This window comes from Atopobium sp. oral taxon 810 str. F0209, from assembly GCF_000466405.1.
Taxonomy (GTDB): domain Bacteria; phylum Actinomycetota; class Coriobacteriia; order Coriobacteriales; family Atopobiaceae; genus Olegusella.
The window spans coordinates 80567-92973 of sequence record NZ_KE952943.1; the positions used below are offsets into that span (position 1 = coordinate 80567).

10 protein-coding genes are annotated in these 12407 nt (G+C 52.9%); 3 read left to right on the forward strand and 7 right to left on the reverse strand.

What is annotated here, in order from left to right:
- Nucleotides 1-517 precede the first annotated feature (517 nt).
- The 4 genes from uvrC to murJ form a co-directional block, all read right to left on the reverse strand.
- Complete coding sequence (uvrC, locus tag HMPREF9069_RS03325; protein WP_021625734.1) at nt 518-2545, reverse strand: excinuclease ABC subunit UvrC; 2028 nt, start codon at nt 2543-2545, stop codon at nt 518-520.
- An 11-nt stretch (nt 2546-2556) separates the two neighbouring features.
- Nucleotides 2557-3846 carry a carboxylate--amine ligase gene (locus tag HMPREF9069_RS03330; RefSeq protein ID WP_232204031.1) on the reverse strand — a complete coding sequence of 430 codons (1290 nt, stop codon included), beginning with the start codon at nt 3844-3846 and terminating at the stop codon, nt 2557-2559.
- 79 nt (nt 3847-3925) lie between these two features.
- Nucleotides 3926-5176 (reverse strand): C40 family peptidase, encoded by a 1251-nt coding sequence (locus HMPREF9069_RS03335; protein WP_021625736.1) that lies wholly within the window; start codon nt 5174-5176, stop codon nt 3926-3928.
- A 139-nt stretch (nt 5177-5315) separates the two neighbouring features.
- The gene (gene murJ / locus HMPREF9069_RS03340; protein ID WP_021625738.1) at nt 5316-7067 is read right to left on the reverse strand and encodes a murein biosynthesis integral membrane protein MurJ; all 1752 of its coding nucleotides are present in this window, start codon (nt 7065-7067) and stop codon (nt 5316-5318) included.
- A gap of 109 nt (nt 7068-7176) precedes the next feature.
- Here murJ and HMPREF9069_RS08805 point away from each other — a divergent pair, with 109 nt between their 5' ends.
- The 3 genes from HMPREF9069_RS08805 (at nt 7177) to HMPREF9069_RS03355 (ending at nt 9812) form a co-directional block, all read left to right on the forward strand.
- On the forward strand, nt 7177-8304 hold the full coding sequence (locus HMPREF9069_RS08805) for a glycerophosphodiester phosphodiesterase family protein (RefSeq protein WP_021625739.1): 1128 nt from the start codon (nt 7177-7179) through the stop codon (nt 8302-8304).
- 371 nt (nt 8305-8675) lie between these two features.
- On the forward strand, nt 8676-9065 hold the full coding sequence (locus HMPREF9069_RS03350; RefSeq protein WP_021625740.1) for an IS110 family transposase: 390 nt from the start codon (nt 8676-8678) through the stop codon (nt 9063-9065).
- A gap of 36 nt (nt 9066-9101) precedes the next feature.
- Nucleotides 9102-9812, forward strand: coding sequence for an IS110 family transposase (locus tag HMPREF9069_RS03355; RefSeq protein WP_021625741.1), 711 nt, complete (start codon nt 9102-9104; stop codon nt 9810-9812).
- A gap of 472 nt (nt 9813-10284) precedes the next feature.
- On the opposite strand, the gene HMPREF9069_RS03360 is transcribed toward HMPREF9069_RS03355, so the two are convergent.
- From HMPREF9069_RS03360 to HMPREF9069_RS09200, 3 genes are all read right to left on the reverse strand, one after another.
- A complete protein-coding gene (locus HMPREF9069_RS03360; protein ID WP_021625742.1) occupies nt 10285-10632 on the reverse strand; it encodes a hypothetical protein in 348 nt (115 codons plus the stop codon).
- Between the two features lie 77 nt (nt 10633-10709).
- The gene (locus HMPREF9069_RS03365) at nt 10710-10949 is read right to left on the reverse strand and encodes a hypothetical protein (RefSeq protein ID WP_021625743.1); all 240 of its coding nucleotides are present in this window, start codon (nt 10947-10949) and stop codon (nt 10710-10712) included.
- The gene (locus HMPREF9069_RS09200) at nt 10930-12054 is read right to left on the reverse strand and encodes a phage minor capsid protein (protein WP_021625744.1); all 1125 of its coding nucleotides are present in this window, start codon (nt 12052-12054) and stop codon (nt 10930-10932) included. Before HMPREF9069_RS09200 ends, HMPREF9069_RS03365 begins: the two co-directional genes overlap by 20 nt.
- Nucleotides 12055-12407: the final 353 nt, after the last annotated feature.

The following is a 12407-nucleotide window of genomic DNA, read 5'->3' on the forward strand; positions in this document are numbered from 1 at the left end:
AAAGACACACTCTATTTCAAAGGGTCTGACGTTTCCGCAGGTAGATTTTTTAGGCGTGAAGAGATGGGCGTGAAGAGATGTGTGGCTTTTGGCTAAAAAAGTGAAGTAGAACGTGACTTTTGGCACCCGAGATGAAACGGAGTGTGGCGTTTGGCAAGCAGGGCCGCGATTGCTGAAACAGAGTGTGTCGTTTGGTAGCTAACATGAAACAGAACGTGGCTTTTGGGTGGCGTGTGAAATGAAGTGTGGCTTCTATCACAACAAGCAGAGTTGAGTCCTGAACCTTTCATCTGAGACGCACGCTTATCGGTAAAGCAGCCACGATTTGTCCCTAAATCGTCTCTGAATATTTCATTCTATTTTGCTGCTAGCGGCATAATATGAAATGTTGCTGATGGCGGAAATATTTGTTGTCACTAGTGAAAGTTTGTTCAGTGACGCCAGATGGCTATGCAGTGTCAGCAACAACGGATGCAGTGGTCAGCGGTACCTGTGCAGTAGGCACCTGCATGGGATGCTACGCATTGACGCTGGCGGCGTCATCAGCATCAGCAGCACCATCGCTGCCCACCTGAGCGGCGTCCTGCTCGGCTTCAAAGGCACGGAGAGCTTGCCAGACGGCCTCAGCGACAGCAGCAGATACGCCCTTAGCCTCGGCAATTTGCTCGGGCGACGCCTCACGCAGGCGCTTGAACGAGCCAAACCGCGCCATAATCGCCTTTTTACGCTTGGGTCCAACACCAGGAATCTCGTCCAAAATCGACACAGACTGTGCTTTAGTACGCAACTCACGGTGGAACGTAATCGCAAAACGATGTGACTCGTCTCGGACCTGCTTGATTAAATACAAGGAAGCAGAACCTGACGGCAACACGACAGGAGTCTCATCCCAAGGGACAAATACTTCCTCATCGGACTTCGCCAAACCACAAACGGGAATATCAAGCCCAAGCTCAGCCAGCTGCCCCATCGCAGCTGACAGCTGGGGCTTGCCACCATCAACCACCAGCAAATCAGGCAGACTGCCAAAACGCTCATCTGCTACACGTTCGGACGAAAAGCGTCGACCCAATACCTCGCTCATAGACAAAAAGTCGTTTGCCTCATCCAGTTCGGCTTGAATTTTAAAGCGACGATATGCACCCTTATCTGGTCGTCCGTTGGTAAAGACCACCATTGATGCCACGGTAAACGCTCCATGCAAGGTAGAAATGTCATAGCATTCAATACGCATGGGAGGCGCATCAAGCGCCAAAGCACTTTCCAACTGCAGCAATGCCTCATTGGTGCGCTTGTCTGCATAACCCGTACGCACCATATATCGATTGAGTGCATGACGTGCGTTGTTAGCAGCCATTTGCAGTAGGTGCGCTTTTTCGCCACGCTGAGGCACATGCAGACGACAGGCATGACCGCGCTTCTCTGCCAACCACTCCCCCACAGCAGCTGCATCAGGTAACCCCACCGCTACATCTACCTCAGCAGGAATGTCAGCCGTCTCGTTGTAATAACGAGACAAAAAGCCGTCAACCAGCTCTTCTTCGGTCACGTCAAGGCCCTTGTCCAGCACAAACTCAGCACTACGAATTGTTACGCCTTCACGCACAACAAAGACACAGGCGCAGCTAATTGTCTCCTCACGCGTAAAGCCAATCACGTCCATATTCACATCAGAAGAAAACATCACTTCTTGACGCTCACCTGTTGCTGCCAGCGCATCAAGACGCTTTTTTAGGCGAGCAGCACGCTCAAAGTCCAAATCTGCCGCAGCATCATGCATTTGCTCGGTCAACTCATTGAGTACATCCCGACGCTTGCCCGACAAAAAACGCACTACTTGGTCTACATGTCGTGCATACTCAGGCGTATCAATAGCCCCTGCGCATACACCAGGACCGCGTCCCACGTGATAGTCAAAGCAGGGCCGCCCCAGCTTGCCGAGCACCAGCGGAGCCACTGCAACCTCGTCTGGGTGAGATGCCAAATAGCGTTGACAACGCCGCCACTCCGCACAGGTAGAAACACAAATAGGCACTACTTTACGCAGGGTATCGATGGTTTGCCGCGCTGCACGCGCGTCGGTATAAGGCCCAAAATAGCGTGTTCCCTTGCGATGCTTTTCGCGAGTGTATTTAATCGCTGGATACGGATCGGACTCTGTCACCGCAATGTAGGGATAGCTTTTATCATCTTTGTAATCGACGTTAAAGTACGGGTGGTACTGCCCAATGAGATTGCGCTCCAACACCAGCGCCTCGTGCTCAGATCCCACAACCACATAGTCAAACGAGCGTACAACCTGCATCATGAGTGGAATCTTAAGACGATCATCGGTCAGCTGCACATACTGCTTCATACGAGCGCGCAGATTTTTGGCCTTACCAACATAGATAACATCGCCACGGGCATCTTTCCACAGATAGCAACCTGGCTCGGTAGGCACACGCTCCACCTGCTCGGCAATCGAAGGTAGACCCTCGTCCTCGGGACGTGGAATGCGCGAATGCAAATCTGGCTGATGAGCTGCAGGATCTTTGATAGTCATACAAGCAGACCTTAGTCAGCAGCGGCCTGCTTGCCGCCTGTATCCCAAACATATTTCTTGAACTTTGCCACCTGATGATGATAGGTAATTGATGCCCAAAACTGATGACGAAGAGAATCTGCCGCATAATCCAGCGGAAACTTTGCCAGGCCTTGATGATACATATCTAGAATTTGCGCACGCAATGCAGCATCCTTGACGGTCTTGCGTACAACTACGGGTGGAATACACGCATAGACAAAAGGCTTATTAGCCTTCTGCACAGGAATGACCTGGCCTAGTACATAGTCTTTTACAAAGAGTGTCACAAAATTCACGCCCGCCAGCGTTAGGTAATAGCTATTGCGCCCAGGACGCGTGTTTACTTCAAAAAATTTATAGCTGCCATCACGCGGATCCAACTTGCAATCAAAGTTGGCAAATCCGTGATACCCTACGCGCTTCAAAAAACGACTAGCATCTGCAATAGCACGCTCATCTCGCTCGCCCAAAATACACACTGGGTTGCCAATTGCTGACGGTGCATGATCTTGCAGTACTACGCGACCCATAGCCGACACACGCACATCACCGTTCTCATCAGCAAAGAGCGTAATCGAACGCAGACTATCATCGTCGCCTGGCACAAACTCCTGCACAATCAGTTCGCGGTCATAGCTTGAAGCTTGCAACGCACCAAAAATTCGCTCTAATTCCTCTGGCGTTTCAACCTCAAAAATCTTCTTTTTGCCTGTAAATTCTGCGTAGTGATAGCGTGCCGAATTGGATGGCTTGGCGATGCAAGGATAGGCAAACTCGCTGGTATCAATGCGTACGTTTGGATCGGCGCAGTCGTAGGTACGCGTCTTTGGATACGGAATTTCCAACTCCTCGCAAAGCGCATAAAAACGCTCTTTTTGCGTAATTTCATCAAGCAGATCAAAGTCAATGTAGGGCACTACAAACCATTGCATCAACTCAGTCTTGTGCTGTGACAAAATACGCGCGTACCAGTCGCCCGAACCAACCAAAATACCTACTTTGTCTTGAGCATCCAGCTGCATCCCCAGCGTACTAAGGTAGGCAATCAGGGCATCTTCTTGATCGATGCCATCTACCACGCGATAGTCAACAAAACGACTGGACGAAGTTGCTTTGACATCTGCCGATGCCAACACGATGGAATTCATTCCATAAGCCTCATGAAAGCAGCGCACGTATGAATAGCCCAAAATATCGGCACCCAAAACTACCGGTACCAGATGCTCTGCCACGTCTTTTTCACTGTGAATATGACGCGCTGCTGCAACTTGTTGGCTCACAGGACTTCCTTCCCTACTTATACACATACAAATGCGGCGGACCCCCAGCTGGGACCCGCCGCATTTTGGAGTCTCATGCCTAGATATTAAAGGGACAACCGCCACCGAGATAGCTACCGTACAGCGTAGTCTCTTCAACGCCGCCGTAGTTGGCATGGACAATCTTGCCGTTGCCTACGTAAATCGCAACGTGACCATACCAAAAGACCATATCACCAGGTCGGCACTGCGAAATTGGCTTGATATTGGTCATGTTGCGCTGCGCTGTAGAGCTGTGAGGAATGCTCAGACCTGCCTGTGCATAAGCCCATTTAGTCAAACCTGAACAATCAATAGCGGTACCAGGGCTATAGGCACCTAATACATATGGCGTACCAATGCAGGAATATGCTGCCTGAACAATGATAGAACGCGTACTACCATCAAAATGTGGGTTAACCGTGCCACCGCTGTTTGTATTGTGCGAACTACCATTGTTAGAAGAAGATCCACCACTATTGCTATTGTGCTGCGTATTACCAGCGTTATTAGCATTGTTGCTTTCATGCTCGCGCTGCTGAGCATCAATCTCAGCCTGGGCCTGGCGAGCTGCTTCGGCTGCAGCCTCTGCCTGGCGCTTGCGTTCTGCTTCGGCCTCAGCCTCTAAAGCCTTTTGCACCTCAGCCGAAAGGCTATCAATATAGGCCTTTTGATCTGCTTGTTGAGAAGCCAGCTCATCTTGTTGGGCTTGCTTTTGATCAACCAATTTCTGCTGAGAACTCTCTTGCTCTTTGAGCTCATTCTGCTGTTTTTGTAGCTCGGCTTCCTGAGTTTCCAGCTCGCCTTTAAGCTCGGAAATCTCATCAATCTGAGACTTGTCCGCTGCAGCCACTTTGTCGGCATAGTAAATATTGGAAATCAAACTCTCCAAGCTATCGGCATCAAGCACGATGCTCAGCAAAGACGTGCCACCCATCTTGTAGTTGGCCGACACACGATCAGCCAGCACGCCGCGACGCTTATCCAGCTTCTCGGTGTTTTCCTTGATGGAAGTCTTGGTGGTATCAATCTTTTTTTGCGTCTCAGTGATTTTGGTCTTGGTCTGCTCAAGCTGATACTGCGTATCATTAAGCTCCTCGCCTGCTGCCATGAGCTTGGTCTGGATCTCGTTCAGATGCGCCTTGGCATCATCAAGTTGAGACTGTAGCTGAGCAGAGGTATCTGCAAACGCGATGCGCGGAGCCATCATTGGTGCACTCGCGGACATAAGTACAAGGCCCAAAACGGCGGCAATATGCTTGCCTTGTATGCGACGCGTGATACCAGTTGTGCTGTGCTGCGAATTTTGCATCGTTTCACCTTCCTGTATCGCATATGGAAAGCATTTTAGCGCAGACGGCACACCTTCTGCCAAAGACCATACGCTTAGCAAAGAAAAACACACCGTTCACCGAATTTTTTGATATGTTCAGGACGCCTAAACGTTCTTTTTAACTGCGACGATGAAAAAACTTTCCAAGCAACTGGCGTAAAAAGGAGACTTGAGGGAGTTTGAAGATTATCGCTGCCCCAAAAGTTACCAACACCGCCAAGATACCCGAGATGGCAAGTGCCACAAGCGTGCGTACCAAAGACCCAGCAAGCCCCAGCGCCACCAACTGCACATTGGCAAAGTAGCCCACAGCTGCCCCAATAGCGCCAAGAACCATCGACCAAACAGTAGCACCTAATAGCTCGCGAATACCAATATGGCCCAACTCGCGGCGAAGCAGTACAAAGGCAAGCAAATCAATAAAAAAGTAGAACGCCGCCGAACCCAGGGCCACCGCCGCAATACTAATTATGGGGGTTAATAACGCAGTAAATGCCACCTGCACCACCGATGCCGCCACGTTGACCAAAGCAAAGCTTAACATGCGCCGCATTGAGGAAAATACCTTTTGAAAGAAGGTCGACAAACCAAAGAAAGGCAAAGCTAAGGCCAAGAAACGCAGATAGTACGCTGTGATATTGGCGCTTTCACTGTCAAACGCACCCAAACGCAGTAACTGCATCAAAGGTCCCGCAAATACGATGAGATACATCATAAAAGGCAGCAGGGTAAAAAGAATCTGCCCTGCTCCTTTGGTAAAAGCACGCACATAACTGGTCATATCGTGGCGTGCATACATATCTGATAGCTCGGTAAACATTGCTGTAGTCACAGGAATTGCAAGCACTGAATACGGCAGGGTGTACCACAGACGCGCGTAATACTGCACCGAACTACCTTGGTCGGGCAGAGCCATCAATGCATAGGAGTTCATCACTGAAACCGTTACAAAAGCGCAGCCTGTCGTAATAAGGGTGGGGACACCAATAGCCAATGTTTCTTTGAGCGCAGGGTCATGCAGATCAATATGCCAACTAAGATGCACTCCATGGCGACGCAGACTGGGGATTTGCATGACAACCTGTACCAACACGCCCAAGGGATTACCCAACGCTAGAACAAGCATTGCCAACGGCAAGTTTGTTGACTGCAATGCTGCAAACAGTAGAAACGATGCAATCGTGATGAAGTTATTAAAGATAGGAGCTGCATTCGACCACAGATAGTCTCGCTCGGCATTAAGCACGCCCGACGCAACAGACGACAAGCAATACAACAGTACTTCCACTGCAAAAAAACGGAAGAGCCAAACCGCATTGGTCATCTGAGCCTGATCGGTACCTGCCGATTGCAAATAGACCAACTGCCCCGCAAACCCAATACACAGCAGCGTGAGCGCTGCCATCAGCAAAAATACAATGGAAAGCAGATTGGATACATAAGCATTTGCGCCTTCGCGACCCGAGCGCTCTTTGACTGACAGATAGACTGGCAAAAACGCTGTCACAATCATGCCGCCGATTACCAACTCGTAGAGCTGATTGGGTAGGTTGTTGGCAACGGTATAGCAACTGGATAACAGCGAAGTACCCAGAGCAAAAGCCTGCGCCCAAGTACGGAAAAATCCCGTGATACGACTAATAGCTACAAGCACGCTCATCAGCGCAGCAGAGCGCCCGACGGCTATCTCAGTTGAGATACTATCTGCTGGGTTCTGCTTGGCTACATCCGCCGCAGCGTCAGCGGCTGTTGTAACACGCATGTCCTGCTTCCCTAGCGCCATATGCGCTGGTGGCAAAGTTGCTTGGTTTTGACGGGCACGACGAGCCAACTCGGTGGCAGATGTTTGTCTTAGATGCTTGGCAGCCATAAGGTCCTTTCGAGACGTTATGTTCCTATTCTAACCATCAACCACTGAGGCGGGCGCGCTCGGCAAAAACGCACTAAGATGCTAAGAATACAGAGCGGAAGGAGAGCTCATGTCAACGAATGCTATCTCATCATTTTTGAAGCATCGCAAGCCCTACCTCACGTCGGAGGGACGTCGCGCTCTGCTGAAGGCTGGCGCTGCTGCGGTAGGCGTCGTAGGAGCTGCAGCATTTTTTGTAGCCCCACGTAAGCGCGACTGGCAAACAACCGCCAAGTGGAAGGAAATCGAGAAGCACCGCTACGCACATCGCGGGCTTTTTGACGAACCGCCCTCAGCGCAGGCTTACCCCAAGGGCATGGCAGGAGACCCCTTTAAGGGTGTCGGCAAGGGCGACGGCATCATGCAGTTCCCTGACAAGATTGTGCAGTTCACTGACAAGGTCATCACCAAGAGTCCTGATGCCGTGGTAGCTCCACCGCTCTGGAAAGATGACGTCAAAGACTGGGCAAATCTTGTGCCCGAAAACTCCCTGCCCGCATTTCGTGCAGCAGCTGAGGCGGGCTATGGTGTCGAAATGGATGTACGCCTCACCAAAGATAATATACCTGTCGTTGTACACGATTCTGACCTTGAGCGCGTATGCGGTCGTGCGGGTTTTGTCGAGCAACTCACTCACGAGGAGCTCTGCGAATATCGCCTACTAGGCACTGATGAGCAGATCCCCACTTTTGCGCAGGCTATTGCTTTGTTTGATACTGATCCTAAGACCAAGCGCCGCTGTGCACCAGTGCTGATCGAGCTCAAGACTACCGTTACCAACTACGCTGACCTTGTGCGCTTGGTGATGCTAACGCTTGACCGACACGATGTGGATTACTGCATCCAGAGCTTTGACACGCGTGTGCTGTGGTGGCTACGTCGCCACCGTCCTGGCGTGTTGCGCGGACAGTTAAGCGAGGACTTTTTGCTAGATTTGGGTACCGAGAAGTACGGTTTGCCTTTACGTGTAGGACAGTCTTGGCTACTGTGCAATGTGATGGGCAGGCCAGACTATATCTCGTATAAGTTTGCCGATCGCCGTAATCCCTTTGTGTGGCTGGCGACGCGTCTGATGGGCGCACGTATGGTTACCTGGACCGTACGCAGCGAAGCCGACCTCGCCGAGTCTGAGCGCGAAGGTGCTCCTGCGATTTTCGAGCATATTCGCCCCGATACAAAGTCGAGGTTGAGCAAGTAAGGCGCGTGGAAAGCAGGTATGGTGCTGCAGGACGCGTAGGGCATACCTGCGCGTATGCGCCCTGCTCCCGCGCTCCCCTGCAGGCACTCCCATCCTGGGCTCCCCCGCAGGCGCTCCCCTCCCACACTCTCCCGCAGGCGGTTCAATATGCTCCTTTTCGCCTGCAAACGGTTCAGTAAGCACCCTTTTACTTGCAGAGGGTCCAATAAGCACCTTTGCGTCAATTTTTACCTGACGATATGTTCATCGTAGAGCCGGGCTCGAGCAATCCGGAATGCAGGAAGGAAGCCCCGTTGCGCTTAGCCGTGGGTTAGCATCTGATCTGTTCCTGCAAACCGGCTGCCAGAGTCACAAAGAGAAGGGGCTTCCCGATGAGCGAGTATACCACTCAAGTCGGAATGGACGTGCACGCAAGGAGCGTCACATGCAAGGCGTTGAGGGCAGACACTGGAGAATATTGGTCCAAGCGGTTTTCCGGCGAGGGAATGGAAGCGGACCTCGCCGCTTGGGTGAAAACGCCACCCGGTCCCGTCAGGTGCGTTTACGAATCAGGCTGCACTGGCTTCGAGCTGTGCAGGTTCCTGCGAGAGGCGGGTGTGGCCTGCGATATCATCGCCGTCACGACGCTGCCGAGGTCTTCTAGGGACCGGCGGCACAAGAACGACAAGGCTGATGCCGGCGTGATCTTAAGTGAAATATGGAACCCTGCAAGCAAGGTGTCCTACGTCTGGGTGCCCGACCGCGACGTAGAGGGGGCGTGAGACCTGGTTCGCGCAGCCGATGCTGCTAGTCGTGCCGTGAGGGCCAAGAAGCAAAAGATTCAGGCCCTACTGCTCAAGCATGGCTTCGTTTGGAACGAGAAGACACCGTCCGGGAGACCGAAGGGGGTCTGGACGGTCGCTTACAGGAAATGGGTCCGATCCGCTGACCTGGGGGACCCGCTGTCGCAGCGGACGCTGGGCATGATGCTTGAGGACCTCGATGCCCTCGAGTCCAGGGACCGCGAGTTCCGCAAGGCCGTCGCCGAAGAGACGGAAAAACCGAGGTGGAAACCCTACGTCGATGCATTGTGCATGCTGAAGGGCGTTGCGATCCCCACCGCCTTTCTAGCGGTCTCCGAGTTTGGTGACTTCTCACGGTTCCGCAGCGGGCGGAAGGTCTCACAGTGGATAGGTTGCACGCCCGCTGAGAACACGACCGGCGACAGCAGACGTCAGGGTGCCATCACCAAGGAGGGCAGCTCCCATCTCAGGCGCTCCCTCGTCGAGGGAAACGCGTCCATATCTAGGCGAACATCCCCTCCGAAAAAACAGCGCGCCGGCCACGAGGTGTCTGCGGAAGTGACGAGGCTCGCCCGCGAGGCGGATGTGCGTCTGCGTGCGCGTTACAGGCACCTCGTCGAGAACGGAAAGCACCCCAACACTGCGCGCGTCGCAATCGTCGGCGAGCAGATTCGGTGGATCTGGCGAATCGGCCTGCAGGTTCGCAAGGAGCTCGCGGCGGCGTGAGCCGAAAACCATATCCATCCCCTCCGCCCGCCGCAGGCCACGATGCGCGGGGCGAATCGCGAAAACCCCATGCGCAGCCGGGCTGTGGTCCGGCCATGCGCGATACCTGACTGAAAGCCGAAAGGCACCGTCTGCGACACCGCCCACGCCGAAGAGAATCGTACTGCGGGCCCCGCAACCTTAAGGGTAGCCGCGAATCTGTGAATGGATCGCATCGAGCATCCGAGTCATCGGGGCAACGCCCCGAACCTAAGGACACGCTCGCGGCCCCGGCGGCAGAGGTGAGGAAAGCCAGCCCCCGGACTAGCTATCTGGGGGCCGGCAAGATATTGCCCATTGACAGGACGATGAACATATGTGGGGTTTCTCGAGCCGTTTGGTACGCTTTTGAACCGCCTGCATTAAAGTGACCACATCGGGTTCAAGAAGCACCCTTTAACAAATTGTGAGTCTGATAGCGTTTTTTACCCAGTTAACCAGCCAGCATCTCAGTGTCGTTTTTAATATAAGCAGCGCTTAAAAGCCTTGCCCACGCTAGTAAAAATGCTGCGGTTTCATCTCCCGCTGCTGCCTTGCCCTCGGTGAGTTCGGCGAGCTGCTTCTTGAGTTCTGCGATGGCTTTATCGCGGCGGCGAATATCGGCATCGTACTTGCTGCGGTTTACCGTGGAGCTGCCGCTAGGGTCTTTGGGGTCTGCTCCCTCGCCTGCGGGTGGCTCGGTTCCTGCTGTTGCGCCAGTTTGCGGGTCTTTGGGGTCTTGTCCCTCGCCGCCCTCGGGGTCTTTGGTGTTGTCCTCGCCCTTGGTGGGGTCTTCCAGCATAAGTTAACCTCCCTCTTTCGTGCTGAGCGTATCTCAGCAACTAGAAGGGAGGTTATGAGGTGATTCACGCGGTGAGGTTAAGAAGCGAAGGCTCCGAACGTTTCAGGGTATGCCACTTGCAAACCTGGATGGTAAAGTGCGAGCGCTCGCATTTCGACGTTGGTGAGTAGTTCTTGCGCGTGTGCATAAGCGCTCCACTCTGGGAGTTCATCAAAGTGCTCGCTTGCCGCAAAGTCTAGCTTACGCTCAGCATTAAAGAGGTCTTCGCGACGTATGCCCAGCTTCTTGCATATCCCGTTAATGTCTTTGGCTGTCATGCTCGCCTCCTACTATCGCGTCGTAAATAGCATCTGCTATGGCGTTGTTATCTGGGCCATGCACTCCGTAATACCTAAGCCCCTCCGCGATAAGTTCGTCGTCTTGCGCTCCTCGCTCAGCCCCATCGAAGGCGTACTCTGAAAAATCTCTTAGCGTGGATACCGCCTCAGATTCTTTGTCGCTGAATCTTATTTTACCATCCTCAGATGAGTACCTAGCTGGAATTTTCGCCTTTATCAGCTCGTTTATAACAACTCTACTGGCTTTCGTTTGCGGCAAATACCGCGCGCCGTTGCGATATGCCGTAAGACTGCTAAGTTCACTTTCCCACTCTCTTTCTGAGAGCAGGCGCTGTGCTGCCATGTGCCCCATTTCATGATATGCCACTTGCTCTATCTGGTCTGGGTCTAGCCTGCGGGCTTGTTTGGCATCCACCTTTAGCAAGAATGAGTTTCCGCGACGCTCAAGTCTTGCAATATCGCCGCCGAGGTCTTCTGTGCTGATATATCTGAGCGCTGTTGGGGGTAGGCGCATTTCTTTCATAGCGAGTTCAAGGCCAGAGAGTAGCGCTGTTTGCTTCTTCTCCGCTATACCTTTGAGATTAGAACCCTTTACTATTCCCGCACGGTTTCTATCGTTGAACAGCGCAAACCTTGCACCCGTGCGTTCATCTATGGTCGCACCTCCACACTTTGCATAGTCACGTCGCGCTTTTACTGTCCTTCCGCCAAAGGTACCGCCAAATTCAGCCCCTTCCCATGCTTTCAAGGATGATTTAAGTTTCACTCCTTTTGGCTGTACCGCTAGCTCGAGCGCCTTCTCACGGCTTGAATCACGACGAAGCCACGGCTTGGAGGACGTAAGCTCACGGAGCTTCTTCTGGGCGTTCCAGATTTTTGCCTTGGCTTCTGCCTTCTCGAGGTCGGTAGCGCTCTCATTAGCTGCGATGCGCTTGTTCTTGCGTATCTCTGCTTCGAGTGCTCGCTGCTGCTGGGTGTCTTTGTAGACTTCCTCCCTGTCCCAGCCTGCATCTTCGTCGGGCGTTTCGCTGTAGGCGTGACCCATTCTAGGCATCCAAGGGGCGAAGACGCCAAGTGATGCCATCCCGTGCACCCGTAAAAGGCACGACCAGGGCATCCTGTCTGTGGAAGTTTCCGCATTAATGTTTCAATCCACGCGCCCGTGAAGGGCGCGACGGGACAAAGTGGATGAGTAGGGGAGGTGAAAAGATGTTTCAATCCACGCGCCCGTGAAGGGCGCGACCATGCACACCCGCCGTCTTTTCAGATAGATACTCGTTTCAATCCACGCGCCCGTGAAGGGCGCGACCACCTTGTAGCGCGGATTGCATCGCTTGGCTTTTGTTTCAATCCACGCGCCCGTGAAGGGCGCGACAAGAAATTCTCCAGACGCGCTCTAAGGTCAGCCTGTTTCAATCCACGCGCCCGTGAAGGGCG